The organism is Acidovorax sp. GW821-FHT10A04, from assembly GCF_059415825.1.
In genome coordinates, this window is sequence record NZ_JBWKNZ010000008.1 from 250546 (window position 1) to 268452 (window position 17907).

The window sequence follows — 17907 nt, forward strand, 5'->3', positions numbered from 1 at the left end:
GCTATTAAACAGTAAAAATTTATTGTTTTGCAATAAATTTTAGTTTCAGGCGTGCGTCAGCCAGTCCGCATGCTCCAGCGCCTGCAGGTGCGGCAAGGTGTTGAAGGTCTGCAGCATCAGGCGCTTGGGGGCAATGCTGAACTCCGTCACCGCGCTGTTGCGGATGCGCATGTTGAGCGCAATCGTCACCTCGGGCGCGGTGCCCAGCACCTGGCCCACGGCGGTCGAGATCGGGCCGCCGCTGCTCACCAGCAGCACGTTGTGGCCCACATGGTGCTGGCGCACGTGGTCGAGCGCGGCCCGCACGCCGGCGCTGAACTCGTTCCAGCTGGGCATGCCCTGCGGGCTGATGACGCCCGCCATCCACTGCGCGAGCGCGTCGCACAGCAGGCGGAAATGGTGGCGGTAGAGCTCGGGTGTATCGGGCTTGGGCAGGGGCTGGGGGTGGATGGCGGTGATCAGCGCATGGCTGTCGTATTCATTGAGGCCGGGCATCTGCAGCACCTCGGGGGTGGTCTGCAGGCCTTCGGCAATGCCTTCGAGCGTCTGCGTGTGGCGGCGCAGCGTGCCGGTGATCACGGCATCGAAGACCTGGCCGCGCTCGCGCCAGTGCTCGCCCAGGCGCACCGCCTGCTCGCGCCCGCGCGCGCTCAGCTGGTCATAGTCGTCTGCGCCAAACGAGGCCTGGCCGTGGCGCACGAGGTAAAGGGTTCCCATGCGCCGGATTGTGGGCAGGCACCGGCCTGGCCGTTTGTCTCCCAAGCGACCGGAGCCGTGGCGCCAGTAGCCTTGGAGACAGTGCCGTGGTGCGGCTCAGCCCGCCAGCACGCGGCTGAACACCGGCGCGTCGACATTGCCGCCCGTGAGCGCCAGCCCCACCGCCAGGCCGCGCAGGCTCTCGCGCTCCTGCAGCGCCGCGGCCAGGGCGGCGGCACCCGCGCCCTCGGCCACGTTGTGCGTGTCGGTGTAGATCGCGTGCATGGCGGCGGCCACCTGGGCATCGCTGACCTGCACGATGTGGTCGATGTGCGGCGCCAGGATGGCCAGCGCCTCGGCATCGGCCACGCGGCAGGCCATGCCGTCGGCCAGCTCGGTGGTCACGGGCGCCTCGACCACGCGGCCCGCGGCCAGCGAATCGGCATAGGTGGTGGCATGGCTGCTCACCACACCGACGATGCGCACGCCATGGCCAAGCGCCAGCTTGGCCGCAATGGCCGAACATGCGCCCGAACCCTGGCCAATGGGCACGTAGGCCACATCGAGCTGGGGCACCGCGCGCAGGAATTCCCACCAGTAGGTGCTCACGCCGCGCAGCAGGTCGGCATGGAAGCTTGGCACCATGTGCGCGCCGCGCTCGGCGGCCAGTTGCATGGCATGCTCGCGCGCCTCCTGGAAGTCGCTGCCATGCTCGATCAGCGTGACGCCCAGGGCGCGCATGGCGGCGTTCTTCTCCACCGAGTTGCCCCGGGGCACGACGATGGTGCAAGCCACGCCGTGGCGCCGCGCGGCCCAGCCCATGCTTTGGCCATGGTTGCCGCGCGTGGCGCTGACCACCTCGCGCGGCAGGGCACCGCGCGTTGCGAGCTGGTCGAAATAGGTCAGCCCGCCACGGATCTTGAAGGCACCCACGGGCGTGTGGTTCTCGTGCTTGAGCCAGCAGTCGGTGCCCAGGCGCTCGCTGAGCAGGCCCCAGCGGTACTGCGGCGTGGGCGCGAAGTCGCGGTACACGACCTCGGCCGCCGCCTCGATGTCGGCCAGGCCCGGCAGCCAGGGCAGGGGGGTGGAGGGCCGGGCACTCATGCGGCAGGCCTCTGTTCGGTGAGCAGGCGCACGGCCAAGAGGCCCAGCACTGTGCCCATCACATAGCGCTGGGCGCGCATCCAGCCCTGGCTGCGGTTCATGAACAGCGCCACGCGGGCTGCGAACAGCACCAGCAGGGCGTTGACCAGCCCACTGATGCTGATCTGCACGGCGCCCAGGCTCAGGCTCTGCAGCAGCCACTGGCCGCGTTCAGGGTGCAGGAACTGCGGAAAGAACGACAGGTAGAACATGGCCACCTTGGGATTGAGCAGGTTGGTCATGAAACCCATGAGGAAGAGCTTGCGCGGCGTGTCGTGCGGCAGGTCGCGCGCCTCGAAGGGCGCGGCGCCCCCCGGCTTCACGGCCTGCCAGGCCAGCCACAGCAGGTAGGCCGCACCCGCGATGCGGATGGCGTCGAAGGCCATGGGCACGGCCGCCAGCAGGGCCGTGAGGCCGAGCGAGGCCGCCAGCAGGTGCACGCCAAAACCCGCCAGCACACCGGCCAGCGAGAGCAGGCCGGCGCGCGGGCCCTGGGTGAGGCTGCGCGAGACGCAGTAGACCATGTTGGGCCCGGGCGTGAGCACGAGCAGCAGCGCGGCGAGCGCAAAGAGCATCAGTTCCTGGGGTGCGAGCATGGCGGCTTACTCCGTTGGCTTGGTGGACGAGGGTGGGCGGGATTGCAAGGCCAGCGCGCCGCGCGGGGTGAGCAACTGCGCATGGAGTTGGGGCGCAGGGCCTTCCGTGGGCGAGGCCAGGTCGCGCAGGCCCGCGGCATCGCAGGCCGCGCGCAGGGCGCGCGCATCGGGGTGCTGCAGTTGCAGGGATTGCAGCTGCACGCCGCTTTCGGGCAGGTGGTCGCAGGGGTGCACTGCGCCCCATTCGATCAGCGTGGGCAGGCAGCCGTCCCACAGCCGCTGGCCGTCGGGGCGCACGGTGATCTGCCACTGCAGCAGGCCCTGGGGCGTGGGGCGGCTGGCCGTGATGGCCCGGCCCCGGTCCACGCCCAGGGCAGCGAGTGCAGCCAGGCTGGCCGCCACGTCGGGCACCGAGGCCACCCAGTGGATGAGCTGCGGGCCGTGCTCGGCCACCTGCTGCTGCAGGGCGGCCTCGTCCATGTCGAACCAGCGCCGGTCGCTTTCGGGAATGCTCCTGGTGCCCTGCGGATTGATCGCGATGACCTCCAGGTAGGCGCGCGGATGGGCCGGGCTGGAGACATTGAGCAGGCGGTTGTGCGTGCCCATCAGCGGGTGCTCGCCACCTGCGGCGGGCGTGACGCCGAGCGTGCGCTCGCACCACTCCACGCCCGTGGCCAGGTCGCGCGCCAGCACCACCAGGTGGTCGATGCAGGCAGCGGTCTGTGCCGTCACAGCAGCACCTCGCCCTGCACGCAGGTCACCGAATGGCCGCCGATCCAGATGTCACTGCCCTCCTGGTGCACGTGTACCCGCCCGGCGCGGCCCAGGGCCGTGCCCTGGCTGGCGACATAGCTGGCGGGTGCCAGGCCTTCGCCGATCAGCCATTGCGCCAGGGCCGCGTTCAGGCTGCCGGTTACCGGGTCTTCGGCCAGGCCGGCATTGCCGGGGAAGAAGGCGCGCACCTCGAAGGCGATGTCCTCGCGCGCGGTGTCGGCGCCGATCACGCCGACCTTGCCGCGCGGGCCCACCACGCCGATATCCAGGCCCGCGAGGATGGCGCTGTCGGGCCGCAGTGCCAGCACCTGCTCGGCCGATTTCAGCATCACGCCGCGCCACTTGGGGCCGTTGTCGCACCAGGCGTGGTGCAGGATGTCGGCGCGGTCCACGCCCAGGCCGCGAGCGATCAGCGCCACGTCGGCCTCGTCCAGCGGGCCGCTGCGCAGGCGCTCGGGCGCGGCAAAGGCCAGGCGCTCGCCGTCCTGGCGCAGCGGCACCAGGCCGACGCCGCATTCCTGCACCACGCGGCCCGGCGTCTGCGGCTTGCCGCCCGCCCCCAGCCAGGCATGGCAACTGCCCAGCGTGGGGTGGCCGGCAAACGGCAGCTCGCGCCCGGGGCAGAAAATGCGCACGCGGTAGTCGGCCCCCGCTGCGCGGCCTTCGGGCGTGGGCGGCAGCAGGAAGGTGGCCTCGGACAGGTTGGTCCAGTTGGTGAACTCCTGCATGGCCTCGGTGGTGATGTCCTCGCCATCGAGCACCACGGCCAGCGGGTTGCCGCGGTAGGCCTGGTCGGTGAAGACGTCGACTTGCTGGAAGGGGCGCAGTTTCATGGGATGCCTGTGTCAGTGGGGATGGTGGAACAAAGAGCGGTCACTGGCCGGGCCACGCCTGGGGGCTGGCCTGGGCCTCTTTCCGTGGTGCCGGGCTGCAATCAGCCGCTGGCGTGAAGGGGAACGGGTCGGGGCTTCATCACAGCAGCACCGTGCCTTCGATGCAGGTGACGGAGCGTCCGCCCACCCACACCTGGTGGCCGTCCTGGCGGATCTGCACCCGCCCTGCGCGGCCCAGGCACTCGCCCTGCGAGACCTGGTAACTGTGCGGTGCCAGGCCTTCGGCAATGAGCCATTCGGCCAGGCTGGCGTTGAGGCTGCCGGTCACCGGGTCTTCGCGGTTGCCCATGGGGGCTGCAAAGGCGCGCACCACCACGCCGGGCCGGCTGGTGTCGCTGGCATGCGGGCCCACATGCACCACGCCCACCGACTGGCCCAGGTCCATGAGCCGCGCATGGTCGGGCTGCAGGCCGAGCACGGTGTCGGCGCTGTCGAGCAGCATGCCCAGCCACACGGGGCCGTTGTCGAGCAGCTGCGTGCCCAGGATCTGCGCCGGGCGCACGCCCAGGGCGCTGGCGATCAACGGCACCAGGGCCGGGCTGGGCGCACTGCGCTTGAGCGGTGGCGCGGCAAAGGCCAGGGTGTGGTCCTCGCGCCGGATGCGCACCAGGCCCAGCGCGCATTCCTGTACCACCAGGCCCTCCTGGCGTGGCGCATGGCCGGCCTGCAGCCAGGCATGGCAGGTGCCTAACGTGGGGTGGCCGGCAAACGGCAGCTCACCCTGCGGGCTGAAGATGCGCAGGCGGTAGTCGGCCCCCTGCGCGCGGCCGGCCTCGGTGGGCGGCAGCAGGAAGGTGGTTTCCGACAGGTTCATCCACGCGGCAAAGCGGCGCATGTCCGCATCGCCCAGGTCTTCGGCCTCCAGCACCACGGCCACGGGGTTGCCATCGCCGGGGTGGTCGCTGAAGACGTCGATCTGCTTGAAGGGGCGTGGCTGCATGGTGCGGTCTTGCGGGCGGATGGTCCTGTCAGGATAACGCCTGGTCGAGCACGCCGCGTGCGCCCGAGCGCGAGCTCACCGCCTGGTACCAGCGGTCCAGGTTCGGCCGGGCGGCCCTCTCCTGGGGCAGGCCCCACCAGCGGTGGATCTCGCAGCCCACCGGGATGTCGGCCATGGTGAAGCGCTCTCCCACCATGAAGGGCTGGTGCGCCAGGTGCGTGTCCAGCAGGTCCAGCAGCGGCTCGGTGGCGGCCACCGAGGCGGCGATCAGCGACTCGTTGCGCTGCGCGGCCGGTGTGCGCACCCACTGGATGAAGGCATCACGCCCCGCCGGGTTCAGCGTGGTCTGCTGCCAGTCCATCCACTGCTCGGCCGCAAAGCGCTCGGGCAGCTCCTCGGGGTAGAGGTCGCCCGGCGCATGGCGGGCACACAGGTAGCGCACGATGGGGTTCGACTCCCACAGCACCAGGCCCGTGTCTTCGTCCTCGACCAGCGGCACCAGGCCGTTGGGGTTCATGGCAAGGTAGCGGGCCTCGCGCACGATGCCGAACTGCCCGCCGGCATCGGTGCGCTGCAGGCTGATGCCAAGCTCCTGCGCGGCCCACACGACCTTGCGCACGTTGATCGACGACAGCCGTCCCCACAGGCGCAGCATGCCGCTCAGCCCTTGACCTGGTGGTCGCGGATGGCAGCGGCCAGCGCGGCGATGCCGGTGGCGATCTGCTCGGCCGAGGAGGTCACGAACGACAGGCGCAGCGTGCGGTGGTCGGCATCGTCGGCATAGAAGGCCGCACCGGGCACGAAGGCCACGTTGCGCTCCACGGCCTTGGGCAGCAGTTCGATGGCGCTCATGCCCTCGGGCAGGCGCACCCACAGGAACATGCCGCCGTCCGGCTTGTTCCACTCGACGGACAGGCCCTGCATCTCCTTGTCCAGCGCGGTCAGCATCGCATCGCGCTGCTGCTTGTACAGCGCGCGGATGGTGGGCACGTGCCGGTCCAGGAAGCCGCCCTTCATGACCTCGGCCACCATGCGCTGGTTGTAGCCGGGGGTGTGCAGGTCGGCCGCCTGCTTGGCCTGCAGCAACTTGGGGTAGACCGACTTGGGCGCCACCAGGAAGCCCAGGCGCAGGCCCGGGGCCAGCACCTTGGAGAACGAGCCCATGTAGATGCAGCCCTCGGGGTTGCGCGCGGTCAGCGGGGCGGGTGGTGGGCTGTCGAACCACAGGTCGCCGTAGGGGTTGTCCTCCACCAGCGGCAGGTTCAGCTCGGCGGCCTTGGCCACCAGCTCGGCACGGCGCGCATCGCTCATGGTGCGGCCCGTGGGGTTCTGGAAATTGGGCAGCACGTACAGGAAGCGTGCCTTGTCGGCACCCGTGCCGACCTTGGCCACCAGGTCGTCGATGAGCACGCCCTGGTCATCGCTGGCCACCGCCACCACCTTGGGTTCCATGGGCGTGAAGGCCTGGATGGCACCCAGGTAGGTCGGCGTTTCCACCAGCACGCGGCTGTCGGTGTCGATCAGCACCTTGGCGATCAGGTCCAGCCCCTGCTGCGAACCGGTGGTGATCAGCACTTGCTCCGGGTCCACTTCCCAGGGCAGGAAGGCGGCGATGGCCTCGCGCAGCGGGCCGAAGCCTTCGCTGGCCGCGTACTGCAGGGCCGAGGGGCCGTCGTTGGCCAGCACGGCGGCCGAGGCGGCGGCAAAGGCCTCGACCGGGAAGGTCTTGGGCGAGGGCAGGCCGCCGGCCAGGCTGATGATGCCGGGCTTCTCGGTGACCTTGAGGATTTCGCGGATCACCGAGGGGTTCATGCGCTCGGCGCGGCGTGCCAGCGTCCAGGGGTTGCTGGTGAGGGGCAGGTCGTTCAGTTTCACTCTCGTTCTCCTCCGGATGGTCCCCAAAAGACCACCCATGTTGCAAAGTCGTCGGTAAATTCTTCAAAGCGGTGGGGTTGGCCCGCCGGTACGAAAAACGCATCGCCAGGTGCAAAGCGGTGCCGCTCTTCGCCCTGGACGAATTGTCCCCGCCCGCTGTGGATGAAGTACAGCTCATCCTGTGCGTGCGGTTGCTGCGGGTCGTGCCCGCGCGGTGCATACAGTTCCGTGCGCATGCTGCCATGCGCGATCAGTTCGGCAAAACGCTCTCCCGCCGGGCCGGGAAGCCGCGCGAGGCCTTGTTCCACCGAGTATTTCATAGCACAAGAGCCCTTGCCGTTCAGTCCACGATGAACAGCGTGGCGCCCTTGGGCGCGGTCGAACGGTGCGCTTCGGCATTGTCCGCCACCTGGTAGCTCATGCCCGGCGTGAGGGTGAACTGCCGGCCATCTTCGAGTTCCGTGTGCAGCTCGCCCGCCAGGCACAGCAGCACGTGGCCCTTGCGGCACCAGTGGTCCGACACATAGCCCGGGGTGTACTCCACCTTGCGCACGCGCAGCTCACCGTACTGCAGCGTCTGCCAGAAGGCCTGGCCGGCCTGGGCGCTCTTTTGCACGCGCTCGACCGTGCTCCAGTCGGTGGCGGCGAAGGGAATATTGTTCATCTGCATGGCGGGTCAGCCTTTCAGGTGTGCAACGGGTTCGTCATGCGGTGGCGGCCTGGTGGACGGGCATTTTCTTGCCCACGAACACCGTGGCGATCACGGCCAGCGCGAACCCGGCCGTGGCCAGGTCCAGGCGTTCGCCCACCAGCGGCACGGCGAACAGCAGGCTCAGGAAGGGCTGGATCAGCTGGATCTGGCTGACCCGCACGGCGACCAGCGCCAGCGCACGGTACCAGGCGAAGAAGCCGATCCACATCGAGAACAGGGCCACATAGGCAAAGCCCAGCCAGCTCATGCTGCCGATGGACGAAGGCTCGGCCGGTGCGAACCACCAGGTCACGGGCAAGGTCAGTGGCAGGGCACAGGCCAGCACCCAGCAGATCACCTGTTCGGCGCCCAGGCTGGGCGTGAGCCGCGCACCGCCGATGTAGCCCAGGGCGCCCGTGGTCATGGAGATGATCAGGTAGATGTTGGCCGCGCCCAGGTAGAAGCCGCCTGCGCGCCAGGCCATGAAGGCCAGCACCAGGCCGCTGCCCAGCACGGCGCAGGCCCAGAACCCGGCCGAGGGGCGCTGCCGGTACCACAGGGCACCGAGCACCGCCGTGGACAGGGGCAGCAGCGCGGTGACCACGGCCCCGTGCGTGCTGGGCACATGGCGCAGCGCCAGCGCCAGGAACAGCGGAAAGCCGACGATGACGCCGAAGGCCGTGACACCCAGCACGGGCCACTGCGACCGCACGGGGACCCGCAGACGCCCCTGGGCGTGCTGCCAGCCCAGGTAGGCCAGCGACAGCAGCCCGGCCACGGCGGCCCGCCCGAAGGTGACGAACCAGGGGGACAGTTGCGGTGCATCGGTGGAGCCGACCGCCAGGCGCGTCATCGGCAGCGTGGCGGCAAACAGCGTGACGCCCACCAGGCCCCAGAGCAGGGCTTCGCGTTCCTGGCTGCGGTTCATAGCGTCACCATCCAGGCGGCCGTCACCACCAGCACCAGGGCCAGGGCGCGGTTGAACCACAGCAGGCGGCGGCCCTGTGCCAGCCACTGGCGCAGCAGGGAGCCCATCAGGGCATAGACGAAGTTGCTCGTGAAGGCGAACACCATCATCACCACGCAGATGATGGCCAGGCGTTCACCCGGGTTGGCCGAGGGCTGGCCCGCCGCATTCACCACCCAGCCCGCGCTGAGCGTGAGCGCCAGCATCCAGGCCTTGATGTTCACGAACTGCAGGCCCACGCCCTGCCAGAAGGTCACCGACAGGCGCGAGCTGTCCACGTCGGAGAGCTGGCCGGCGCGGCTGAGCTTCCAGGCCAGCCACAGCATGTAGGCCACGCCCAGCAGGGTCACAGCCATGCGCAGGGCTGGCACGCCGGTGATCAGGGCGCCCAGGCCCAGCCCGCTGACCAGCATCAGCAGCGTCCATCCGGTGGGCACGGCCAGGCAGAAGTTGAGCGCCCGGCGCAGCCCCAGGTTGGCCGCGAGCGCAGTGGACAGGGTGGTGTTGGGCCCCGGCGAAAAGCTCATCGCGGTGCAGAAGACCAGCAGGGCAGTGAGTTCGGCGGCGGTCATGGGTGGGGTTCTGGAATCGTGGGCTTGTCAGCGTCTGGCCTTCACTGTAATCTTCTGTGCCAGTACACAACCAGTACAGTACAACAGCGCAGTTGGTGATCTGTATTGGTTGCGATGACAGTACACGTGTTTTGCGAGGACGCCGCCATGTTGATGAAGACCAGCACCCAATCGCTGACCGAGCAGCTCTCGGCGCGCTTCGGCGAGCGCATCCGCAACCGGCTGCTGGCACCGGGCGCGCGCCTGCCCTCGGTGCGCCAGTGCGCGCTGCAGCACAGCGTGAGCCCCTCCACCGTGGTGGCGGCCTACGACCAGTTGCTGGCGCAGGGCCTGGTGGAGGCGCGCAAGAACCGCGGTTTCTTCGTGCGCGAGGTGGCGCCCGCGGGCGCCGAGGCGCCGGAGGCCGTGGACGTCGCGGCCATGGAGGCGGCGGGCGGCAACTGGACCACCGCCCACTGGTTCGCGGCGCGCGGCGCCGGGCGCGGTTCGCCGCCGGTGAACGCCACGGCGCTTATCCGGGGCATGTTCCACAAGATCAGCGACAAGCCCCAGCCCGGCATGGGCGTGCTGCCGCCGCAATGGCTCGAATCCACCTTCATGCCGGCCGCGGTGCGCAAGGTCACGAGCACCCGGGCGCTGCAGGAGTACTCGCTGCAGTACGGCGAGCCGCTGGGCGACAGCGGCCTGCGCCGCCTGCTGGTCAAGAAGCTGGCCCAACTGAGCGTGCACACCGCGCCCGAGAACATCATCACCACCGTGGGCGCCACGCATGCCCTCGACATCGTGAGCCGCACGCTGCTGCGCCCCGGCGACCCGGTGATGGTCGAGGAGCCCGGCTGGGCCGTGGAGTTCGCGCGCCTGTCGGCGCTGGGCATGCACATCCTGCCGGTGCCGCGCCGCGCCGATGGCCCGGATCTGGAGGTGATGGCGCGCTACTGCGAAGTGCACAAGCCCAAACTCTACGTGAGCGTCAGCGTGTTCCACAACCCCACGGGCTACTGCCTGTCGCCGGGCAGCGCGCACCGCATCCTGCAGTTGGCCAACCAGCACAACTTCCACATCGTCGAGGACGACACCTACAGCCACATCGCGCCCGAGCATGCGACGCGGCTCACGGCGCTCGACGGCCTGCAGCGCACCATCTACGTGAGCGGCTTTGCCAAGATCCTCGCGCCCAACTGGCGCATCGGCTTCCTGGCCGCGCCGCCGGCCCTGGTCGAGCGACTGCTCGACACCAAGCTGCTGGCCACGCTGACCACGCCCGCGCTGCTGGAGAAGGCGCTGGCACTGTGCATCGAACAGGGCCAGCTGCGCCGGCATGCCGAGCGCATCCGCACCCGGCTCGACGCGGCACGGGCGCGCAGCGTCAAGCTGGCACTGAGTGCGGGTTGTACCTTCGCGGCCGACCCGGTGGGCCTGTTCGGCTGGGTGGACACGGGGGTGGATACCGATGCGCTGTCGCAGCGCATGCTCGACGAGGGCTACCTGCTCGCGCCCGGCGCGCTGTTCCATGCCGAGCGAAAACCCAGCACCCTGATGCGCATCAACTTCGCGACCACGCAGGACGCGACTTTCTGGCGCACCTTCGAGCGCGTCGTCAAGCAAAGCCGGTGATGGGCGCACTGCCTACAATCGCCACCTGATCCCACTACCGCGAAGGAACCATGGACGTAAAAGGGCGCTGGGCCGCAATGACCGATGGCCTGCAGTCCATGGTGCAGTTCTTTCCTGGCGGGCATGAAGGACTGCTGACGACGGTCTCCGTCACCTGGAGCCTGTACATCGCGGTATTGGCGGTCTGGATCGTGCTGCAAAAGCGCCCCCCGGTTTCCACGCTCAGCTGGATCCTGTCGATGGCGCTGCTGCCCTTCGTGGGCTATGTGATCTATTACTTCTTCGGCCCGCAGCGGCTGCGCAAGCAGCGCATCAAGCGCATGCGCAGCCAGTCGGCGCTGTACGCCCATGCCGACTTCGCCAGCCTGCGCCAGACGGCCGCTGCCGCTCCCGAGGCCCTGCGGCAACTGGTGCTGCTGGGCGAGGCCAGTTGCGAGCTGCGCGTCTCCACCGCCACCCGGGTGGATCTGCTGGTCGACGGCGCCGAGACCTTCGATGCGATCTTCGACGCCATCCGCGCGGCGCGCCACCATGTGCACCTGGAGTACTACATCTTCGAGCCCGATGGCATCGGCACGGCCCTGCGCGACCTGCTGGCCGAGAGAGCGCGCCAGGGGGTGATCGTGCGGCTGCTGGTCGACGCCCTGGGCTCCAAGCGGCTGGGAAAGCGTTTCCTCGCGCCGCTGCTCGATGCGGGCGTGCAGGTGGCGTTCTTCCATGCCTCGCGCATCGGCCGGCGTGTGCGGCCCGTGATCAACTTCCGCACCCACCGCAAGATCGTGGTCTGCGACGGCGTCGTGGGGTTCACGGGCGGCATCAACGTCACCGACGAGGAAGACCAGCGCGCGCGGCGCGATGCCTACCACGACGTACACCTGCGCATCGAGGGCGGGGCCGTGCGCCTGTTGCAGATGACCTTCATGGAGGACTGGGTGTACACCACGGGCGAGGGCCCCGGTGCCGTGGCGCGCGAGAGCCGGCACCTGCTGCCCGCCACCGAGCCGGGCGACCACCCGGTGCAGATCCTCACCTCGGGACCGGACAACGCCAACGAGGCCATCCACCGCGTGTATGTGGCCGCCATCCACATGGCGGTGGACCGGGTCTGGCTCACCACGCCGTATTTCGTGCCCGGCGAGCCGGCGCTCATGGCGTTGACCAGCGCGGCGCTGCGCGGGGTGGACGTGCGCCTGCTGGTGCCCCGGCGCAGCGATTCCTTCGTGGTCAGCGCGGCGGCACGCTCCTACTTCGACGAGTTGATCGCCGCCGGCGTCAAGGTCTGGGAGTACACGGCCGGCATGCTGCATTCCAAGACCATGCTGGTGGACGACAACTGCGCCTTCATCGGCACGGCCAACTTCGACAACCGCAGCTTCCGGCTCAACTTCGAGGTCTGCGCGGTGGTCTACGGGTCGGCGCTGGCTTTGCCGCTGGCGCGCCAGTTCGAGGCAGACATGCGCAATGCCCGGGCTGTACCCACCCGCCGCCGCCAGGCCTTCGTGCCGCGCCTGTGCGATGCCACGGCGCGGCTGTTCTCGCCGCTGCTGTAGCCGCCGCCGATTACTCGGTTTCAGTGGACTAGCGCTGCACCTCGATGTCGGAGAGCACGCGCAGCAGGCCGCGGTTGACTTCCTCGAGGTCCATCTCCTGCGTCTCGCACAGGTGGCGGATGGCGCTGGCGTCGCCGGTCTCCAGCGCACAGGCCATCTGCAGGCTGGCGGCATAGGGGCCGGTGCGCAGCACGGTGGCGTCGTAGATGCGCTCGGACAACGGGATGCGGTGCAAGATGGTGCCCAGGGGCTCCTGCAGCAGCTCGTCGATCTGCGACAGCAGGCCGCACAGGTAGATCTCGCGGCGCAGGTCGTTCTCGATCCCGGCGTTGAGCAGCTGCGTCATGAGCTTGGCGCGCAGCACCATGGACTCGCGCACGGGCAGCATGTTGGGGTCGGTGCTGGCATGGGGCAACTGGTCGGACAGCCAGCGCTTGATGGAGCCGTAGCCCATCATCACCAGCCCGCGGCGCAGCGAGTCGATGCCGGTGCGCAGGCCCAGTGCCGCCGAGTTGGTGTAGACCATGAAGCGGTAGGCCAGCAGCGGGTCCTCGCCCATGATGTCCTCGAAGGTCTCGAGCGACTGCTCCGCGTCGATGGCCTTCTGCAGCTTGGCGATCACGGCATGCGAAGGTTGCTGGGGCGTGTGGCGCACGCTGTAGAGCACGTCCTCGGTGGGCCAGCCGGCCAGGGCCAGGGCATTGTGCTGGTCCAGGCAGTGCTCCATCAGGGCGCGGCTGGGAATGTTCTCGTACATCTGCCCGGCCAGGATGGGGCTCACGGCCCGGGGCGGCGTCCTGGCCGCCGGGCTGCCGGGCCGCGCGTTGGCCTGCAGGGTCGCGACCGCATCGGCCGGGGTCAGGCTCAGCAGGCTGTTGTCAAAGCACTGCGCCACGGCCGGCTCGGGCAGCTTGCCGATGTCGCCGCGCCATACCAGCTTCAAGCCGCGCTGGTGCGCGGCTTTCACCAGGGCATAGATGCCCGAGTCCTGCAGCCAGTCGCCACGCACCTCGATCCACGGCGCGCCCCGCGGGGCATGCTCGAGCATGTCGGCCAGCACCTGGTGGGTCTGGGGCGACAGCAGCAGGGGCGGCGAGCTGGCGGACCACAGCTCCTGCAGCGTGCGCAGCAGGTGGCCGGTATCGACCATGGCGCTGGGGGATTCGTTCTGGACGTAGAGCTGGATCGCAGCGAGTTTGCGGGCACGGTTCCACAGGGGGCGGTACCCCAGGATCAGGCTGCCGAGGACGGATTGGACCATGGGCTCTCAGGCGTTGTCTCGTTGGGGTCCGTCCCCCGGCCAGGGAGTGCGGCTCAGGGCAGGCCCGCTTAACTGATGAAATTGAACAGGGACAGCTTCTGGACCTGGGCATAGGACTTGAGTGCTGCCTCGTAGCCCACCTGCTGGTTCTGGAAGTCTGAAATGCCCTTGATCATATCCAGATCCTCGGCCCGCGAGCGGTCGCCCTCGAGCTGGATCGAGCGCTTTTCCTGGTCGCCCGTGATGCGGTCGGCACGGTTGAGCAGCTCGCCCGCATAGCTGCGCATGTTGCTCATGCGTTCGAGGCCGATGTCCACGTTGGTGAGGGCCTGCCCGACGGCCTGGGTGGCCGCGTTGCTGTTGGGGGCGCCACGGAGGTCACGGATCGCACTGTCCAGGGTGCTGAAGACACTGGCCGTGGGCTGCAGGGTGATGGCATCCCCGTTCGCCGGTGCGCCGGTGATGTCGAAGGCCAACCCCGGAACGCCGGTCACCGAGATGGTCACCGGCTTGTCCGTCGGGTAATCGGGCACCACCACGGGGGCGGATACCACGCCGGTGGTGGTGTTGGTGATGGTGTAGGTGGCGGTGCTGGTGCCGACGGTGGCACCGGGGCCCACCGCGCTGAAGGTGATCGAGTAGTTGTCCCCCGTCACCAGGGCCAGGTTCGTGGGCTTGACGCCCGTGGTCGTCAGCTGCTGGTTGTTGTTGATGGTCGCCGGGTTCACCTGCACGTTGTAGGCACCGTCGCGCTGCGGCTTGAACATGAAGGCGAACTCGCCATCCAGGGTGTTGGGAATCGAGGTTCCGGTGCTGCCCGATTGCCCGGGAAGCCCATCGAACAGGTAGTCCGGCGAGGTGGATTGCGGGCCCAGGAAGGGGGCCAGCGCGCTGCCCAGCGCGCCCAGCAGGGGGATGCCGTTGGTGTCCTTGCGGTTGGCCACCGTCTGCAACTGCTCGCGCAGGCTCTGCAACTGGTTGGCGATGGTGGCGCGGTCGTTGCTGGTCAGGGTCGCACTGCCGGCATTGACCATCAGTTCGCGCGCGTTCTGCACCAGATCGATGGCGTCGCCCAGCGCGGATTCGGACTGGGCCACGGCGTTGCGCTGGGTTTCCAGGGCGCGCTGCTCGGTCTGGATGCGGGTAAGGCGGGTCAGCGCCCGCTCTGCCTGCGCCGCCGAGACCGGGTCGTCGCTGGCGCGCACGACCCGCTTGCCCGAGGTCAGGTTCTCCTGCAGGTTGGACAGGTTGGTCTGGCGCGCGCCGAGATTGCGCAGCGCGTTGTCGTACATGTTGGCCGTGCCAAGCCGGTAAAGGGTGTTGCTCATGTCGTACTCCTGGACCAGTCCCCGAGGGGGATCATCTTAGTTTTCCACATCGCTGCGCGCCACCCACGGCCTGCGAAACCGGCGCGGCCGGGGCCAGTGGCCCCGCGCAAGGGCCAAGGCGCAAAGCGACTCAGGGGGGTCATCGTGTCAACCCTTGGATCAGCGTGTCGAAGACGCTTTGTGCAATCTGCAGCATTTTGGCGGAAGCCTGGTAAGCCTGCTGGTACTGGATCAGCTTGGCCGCTTCCTCGTCGAGGTTGACGCCCGATACGGCCGTGCGGTCACGCTCCAGGTTGGCCGCGATGGTGGTGGACAGCTCGGCGGCGAAGGTGGCGCTCTGCGTGCGCGTGCCGACCTGGGCCATCAGGCCGGCATAGCCATCGGCGAGCGTGGATTCGTCGAACATCTTCACGTCGCGCAGGTTCATCAGCGCAGTGGCATTGCCGGCATTGCGCGTGTAGGTGTCGCCGTACTGGGGGTCCAGCGCGTTGCCGACGCGCACGGTATCGCCGGTCTTGGGCGAGCCCTGCAGCTTGATTTCCCAGCCATCGATGGTGATGGTGGAGCCGGAGGTATAGGCCAGGCCCGCCGTGCCCGATGGGGGCGTGGTCGAGCCGGTCACGGCGTAGGTCGTGGGCGGCCCGGCCGTGAAGGTCAGCGTCACGCCGCCCGGGATGGGCGGGGTCACCAGGGTGTCGGTGGCCTTGAGGCCGGACAGCTGCAGCGTGCCGCCATTGGTGGTGCCCATGGCGGCGTTGATCGGGTTGGCTGCCGCCAGGTCGCGCGGCGAGTACACCAGGGCGTTGATGTTGGCCCCCGCCGTATTGAACGGCTGGAACAGCATGCGGTCGCCCGGCACGCCCGGCGTCGTGAGGTTGAAGGTCAGCCCGTCGATGTCCAGCGTCGCCAGGTTGGCGGCGTCGGTGAAGGGCGTGGCCTTGCCGTCGGACAGGCGCACCACCTGGCCGGCCGTGCCGGTGGTGAAGCGGATCTCGTAGTCGGAGGCCGCGAACTTGGTCGGGTCGCTGAAGGTCACGTTGCCCACGCCGGCGCCGTTGGTCAGGCCCGGCATGCTGGTGGGGATGCTGAACAGGTCCTTGCCCACCTGGCCGTCCAGCGTGAGGCCGAGCTTGTGCTGCTCGTTCATGGTCATGCCGATGGCCATGGCCATGCGCCCGAGCAGGTTGCGGCTTTCCGACAGGTCGGTGTTGTTGAAGCGCAGCAGCCCCGAGACGGAACCGCCACCGAGCATGTTCTCGTCCACCTCGATGGGCGGTGATCCCGGGCGGTTGAAGAACAGCTTGAGCTGGCCGCTGCCGGGGAACTGCGTGGCATCGTCCACGGACACCTGCGATGGCGTGGTGCCCAGCACCAGCGGCTGGCTGCCGCCCACGAACAGGCCGATCGTGCCGTCGTCCGCAGGAATCTGCGTGGTCTGCACGTACTGGTTCATTTCGCGGATCAGCTGGTCGCGGTTGTCGAGCAGGTCGTTGGGTGTCTGGCCATTGCCCTTGGCGCGCGCGATCTGCTCGTTCACGGCCGCGATCTGCCCCGCCAGGCTGTTGATGGCGGTGATGCTGCTTTGCAGCTGTTCCTTGACCGTGTACTCGACCTCGTCGACGCGTTCGGCCGCGGAGCGCATGCGCGAGGCGGTTTCGTCCATGCGCGTGAGCGCCAGCGTGCGGGCCGTGATGTCGGTGGGGGCGCTCACCACGTCCGAGAACGCGTTCATCATGTCGTTGATGGCGGCGCCCAGGCCCGTGGCACCGCCGCTGAACACCTCCTGCAGCTGGCGCAGGCGCTCGGCGCGCACGATGTCGCCGGCCTGCACGGAGCCTGCCGTGGCCGACTGGCGCGTGAGCAATTCGCTCTGGTTGCGCAGGATGGTCTGCACGTCCACGCCCTGGCCGATGTAGCCGCCGCCCGTGAACTGGCCCTGCACGGTCTGCAGCACCACGGTCTGGCGCGAATAGCCCGGCGTGTTGACGTTGGCAATGTTGTTGCCGGCAGTCTGCAGGGCGACCTGGTTGGCGAGCAGGGCGCGGGCGCCGACGTTGAGCAAGCTCATGGTTTACCTCGTGTTCTCAGGCCTGCGCACGTTGCGCACGCTGCACGCTGTTGATGGCGCCGCTGAGCTTCCTGGCGTACTCGGGGTCGGTGGCATAGCCTGCCTTCTGCAACGCGGAGGCATAGGCCATGGCCGAGCCGGACTGCGCCACGGACTCCGCCTTTTCATAGCGGGGGCTTTCCTTGATGAGGCGCGCGTAGTCGCGAAACGAATCCTCGTACGAGTCGTAGGCCCGGAATTTGGCCACCACCTTGCGCGGTGTGCCGTTGATGTACTCGGTGGTCGTGATCTCGGCGACCTTGCCGGTCCAGCCCTTGCCGGCCTTGATGCCGAACAGGTTGAAGGAGTTGCTGCCGTCGGCGTTCTTGATCTCGCTCTTGCCCCAGCCGGTCTCGTGGCCGGCCTGGCCGAGCATGAAGCTCGCGGGGATGCCACTCTCCTGCGAGACCTTCTCGGCCGTGCCGCTCAGGTGCTGCACAAAGCCGTCGCGGCCCTTGGGGGCCTGGCCCACGGCTTCGGTGCTGGTGGGGCTGGCGCTCACCTTGGCGGCTGCCGGGCGCTGGATCTGCGACAGGCTGACCGTGGAGGGCACGGAGAACGATGGATCGGGGCCGCCCATCTGGCGCGAGAGCTGGCGCGCGATGGCTTCGGACAGTCCGCCGGGCTGGCCGGCCATCTGCACCGACAGCTGCTGGTCCAGCAGGTCGGTGCCCAGGTCGCCCTGGGCGCCGTCCATCAGGCCGGATTTCATGGTGGCCTCGCGCATGCTTTTGATCAGCTCGCGCATGAACAGCGATTCGAACTGCTTGGCGGCCTCTTTCGTGGCCTGGGGATTGTTGGCGCCGGCTTCGTACTTGAGCGCGTTCAGCGAGCGAACGTCGGCCGCCAGCGCATTGGACGTGCTGGTGGTGGAGGACGAAGGCAGCGTGAGGGCCATGG

General features: G+C 68.8%; 18 protein-coding genes. 2 read left to right on the forward strand and 16 right to left on the reverse strand.

Going from position 1 to position 17907, the window contains the following annotated elements; translation table 11 throughout:
• Positions 1 to 45: 45 nt before the first annotated feature.
• The 12 genes from AC07PF_RS18635 to AC07PF_RS18690 all read right to left on the reverse strand — a co-directional run bounded on the left by AC07PF_RS18635 (position 46) and on the right by AC07PF_RS18690 (position 9147).
• Positions 46 to 717: a histidine phosphatase family protein gene (locus AC07PF_RS18635; protein ID WP_494612828.1), complete on the reverse strand. Its 672-nt coding sequence runs from the start codon at positions 715 to 717 to the stop codon at positions 46 to 48.
• A 96-nt stretch (positions 718 to 813) separates the two neighbouring features.
• Complete coding sequence (locus AC07PF_RS18640; protein ID WP_494612829.1) at positions 814 to 1800, reverse strand: threonine dehydratase; 987 nt, start codon at positions 1798 to 1800, stop codon at positions 814 to 816.
• Positions 1797 to 2435, reverse strand: a complete 639-nt coding sequence (locus AC07PF_RS18645) for a LysE family translocator (RefSeq protein ID WP_494612830.1) — start codon at positions 2433 to 2435, stop codon at positions 1797 to 1799. Before AC07PF_RS18645 ends, AC07PF_RS18640 begins: the two co-directional genes overlap by 4 nt.
• A 6-nt stretch (positions 2436 to 2441) precedes the next feature.
• On the reverse strand, positions 2442 to 3167 hold the full coding sequence (locus AC07PF_RS18650; RefSeq protein WP_494612831.1) for a VOC family protein: 726 nt from the start codon (positions 3165 to 3167) through the stop codon (positions 2442 to 2444).
• Positions 3164 to 4042 (reverse strand): PhzF family phenazine biosynthesis protein, encoded by an 879-nt coding sequence (locus AC07PF_RS18655; RefSeq protein ID WP_145697175.1) that lies wholly within the window; start codon positions 4040 to 4042, stop codon positions 3164 to 3166. Before AC07PF_RS18655 ends, AC07PF_RS18650 begins: the two co-directional genes overlap by 4 nt.
• A gap of 139 nt (positions 4043 to 4181) precedes the next feature.
• Positions 4182 to 5042, reverse strand: coding sequence for a PhzF family phenazine biosynthesis protein (locus AC07PF_RS18660; protein WP_494612832.1), 861 nt, complete (start codon positions 5040 to 5042; stop codon positions 4182 to 4184).
• 28 nt (positions 5043 to 5070) lie between these two features.
• Entirely contained in the window at positions 5071 to 5697 is a 627-nt protein-coding gene (locus AC07PF_RS18665) for a glutathione S-transferase family protein (RefSeq protein ID WP_007852178.1), read from the reverse strand.
• A gap of 5 nt (positions 5698 to 5702) precedes the next feature.
• A complete protein-coding gene (locus tag AC07PF_RS18670) occupies positions 5703 to 6917 on the reverse strand; it encodes an aminotransferase-like domain-containing protein (RefSeq protein ID WP_494612833.1) in 1215 nt (404 codons plus the stop codon).
• Positions 6914 to 7237 (reverse strand): cupin domain-containing protein, encoded by a 324-nt coding sequence (locus AC07PF_RS18675; protein ID WP_007852182.1) that lies wholly within the window; start codon positions 7235 to 7237, stop codon positions 6914 to 6916. The genes AC07PF_RS18670 and AC07PF_RS18675 overlap by 4 nt, the downstream gene beginning before the upstream one ends.
• Positions 7238 to 7257: 20 nt before the next feature.
• A complete protein-coding gene (locus AC07PF_RS18680; protein WP_007852187.1) occupies positions 7258 to 7587 on the reverse strand; it encodes a DHCW motif cupin fold protein in 330 nt (109 codons plus the stop codon).
• Between the two features lie 34 nt (positions 7588 to 7621).
• Positions 7622 to 8536, reverse strand: coding sequence for a DMT family transporter (locus tag AC07PF_RS18685; protein ID WP_494612834.1), 915 nt, complete (start codon positions 8534 to 8536; stop codon positions 7622 to 7624).
• Complete coding sequence (locus AC07PF_RS18690) at positions 8533 to 9147, reverse strand: LysE family translocator (RefSeq protein WP_494612835.1); 615 nt, start codon at positions 9145 to 9147, stop codon at positions 8533 to 8535. Before AC07PF_RS18690 ends, AC07PF_RS18685 begins: the two co-directional genes overlap by 4 nt.
• 147 nt (positions 9148 to 9294) lie before the next feature.
• Between AC07PF_RS18690 and AC07PF_RS18695 the strand changes: the two genes are divergently transcribed.
• Both AC07PF_RS18695 and cls read left to right on the forward strand, forming a co-directional pair.
• Positions 9295 to 10761, forward strand: a complete 1467-nt coding sequence (locus AC07PF_RS18695) for an aminotransferase-like domain-containing protein (RefSeq protein ID WP_494612836.1) — start codon at positions 9295 to 9297, stop codon at positions 10759 to 10761.
• 98 nt (positions 10762 to 10859) lie between these two features.
• Complete coding sequence (gene cls / locus AC07PF_RS18700; RefSeq protein WP_108016489.1) at positions 10860 to 12311, forward strand: cardiolipin synthase; 1452 nt, start codon at positions 10860 to 10862, stop codon at positions 12309 to 12311.
• A gap of 28 nt (positions 12312 to 12339) precedes the next feature.
• On the opposite strand, the gene AC07PF_RS18705 is transcribed toward cls, so the two are convergent.
• The 4 genes from AC07PF_RS18705 to flgJ form a co-directional block, all read right to left on the reverse strand.
• Positions 12340 to 13572 (reverse strand): HDOD domain-containing protein, encoded by a 1233-nt coding sequence (locus AC07PF_RS18705; RefSeq protein WP_494612837.1) that lies wholly within the window; start codon positions 13570 to 13572, stop codon positions 12340 to 12342.
• Between the two features lie 68 nt (positions 13573 to 13640).
• Positions 13641 to 14900: a flagellar hook-associated protein FlgL gene (gene flgL / locus AC07PF_RS18710; protein ID WP_494612838.1), complete on the reverse strand. Its 1260-nt coding sequence runs from the start codon at positions 14898 to 14900 to the stop codon at positions 13641 to 13643.
• Between the two features lie 139 nt (positions 14901 to 15039).
• Positions 15040 to 16968, reverse strand: a complete 1929-nt coding sequence (gene flgK / locus AC07PF_RS18715) for a flagellar hook-associated protein FlgK (RefSeq protein ID WP_007852198.1) — start codon at positions 16966 to 16968, stop codon at positions 15040 to 15042.
• 16 nt (positions 16969 to 16984) lie between these two features.
• Positions 16985 to 17905 carry a flagellar assembly peptidoglycan hydrolase FlgJ gene (gene flgJ / locus AC07PF_RS18720; RefSeq protein WP_494612839.1) on the reverse strand — a complete coding sequence of 307 codons (921 nt, stop codon included), beginning with the start codon at positions 17903 to 17905 and terminating at the stop codon, positions 16985 to 16987.
• Between the last annotated feature and the right edge of the window lie 2 nt (positions 17906 to 17907).

Excerpts from the sequence above, each read along its gene's own strand:
- flgJ (WP_494612839.1), bottom strand. The coding sequence starts at position 17,905 with ATGGCCCTCACGCTGCCTTCGTCCTCCACCACCAGCACGTCCAATGCG.
- flgK (WP_007852198.1), bottom strand. The coding sequence starts at position 16,968 with ATGAGCTTGCTCAACGTCGGCGCCCGCGCCCTGCTCGCCAACCAGGTC.
- AC07PF_RS18655 (WP_145697175.1), bottom strand. The coding sequence starts at position 4,042 with ATGAAACTGCGCCCCTTCCAGCAAGTCGACGTCTTCACCGACCAGGCC.
- AC07PF_RS18680 (WP_007852187.1), bottom strand. The coding sequence starts at position 7,587 with ATGCAGATGAACAATATTCCCTTCGCCGCCACCGACTGGAGCACGGTC.
- AC07PF_RS18635 (WP_494612828.1), bottom strand. The coding sequence starts at position 717 with ATGGGAACCCTTTACCTCGTGCGCCACGGCCAGGCCTCGTTTGGCGCA.
- AC07PF_RS18675 (WP_007852182.1), bottom strand. The coding sequence starts at position 7,237 with ATGAAATACTCGGTGGAACAAGGCCTCGCGCGGCTTCCCGGCCCGGCG.
- AC07PF_RS18690 (WP_494612835.1), bottom strand. The coding sequence starts at position 9,147 with ATGACCGCCGCCGAACTCACTGCCCTGCTGGTCTTCTGCACCGCGATG.
- cls (WP_108016489.1), top strand. The coding sequence starts at position 10,860 with ATGGTGCAGTTCTTTCCTGGCGGGCATGAAGGACTGCTGACGACGGTC.
- AC07PF_RS18685 (WP_494612834.1), bottom strand. The coding sequence starts at position 8,536 with ATGAACCGCAGCCAGGAACGCGAAGCCCTGCTCTGGGGCCTGGTGGGC.
- AC07PF_RS18665 (WP_007852178.1), bottom strand. The coding sequence starts at position 5,697 with ATGCTGCGCCTGTGGGGACGGCTGTCGTCGATCAACGTGCGCAAGGTC.
- AC07PF_RS18645 (WP_494612830.1), bottom strand. The coding sequence starts at position 2,435 with ATGCTCGCACCCCAGGAACTGATGCTCTTTGCGCTCGCCGCGCTGCTG.
- AC07PF_RS18640 (WP_494612829.1), bottom strand. The coding sequence starts at position 1,800 with ATGAGTGCCCGGCCCTCCACCCCCCTGCCCTGGCTGCCGGGCCTGGCC.
- AC07PF_RS18705 (WP_494612837.1), bottom strand. The coding sequence starts at position 13,572 with ATGGTCCAATCCGTCCTCGGCAGCCTGATCCTGGGGTACCGCCCCCTG.
- flgL (WP_494612838.1), bottom strand. The coding sequence starts at position 14,900 with ATGAGCAACACCCTTTACCGGCTTGGCACGGCCAACATGTACGACAAC.
- AC07PF_RS18660 (WP_494612832.1), bottom strand. The coding sequence starts at position 5,042 with ATGCAGCCACGCCCCTTCAAGCAGATCGACGTCTTCAGCGACCACCCC.
- AC07PF_RS18695 (WP_494612836.1), top strand. The coding sequence starts at position 9,295 with ATGTTGATGAAGACCAGCACCCAATCGCTGACCGAGCAGCTCTCGGCG.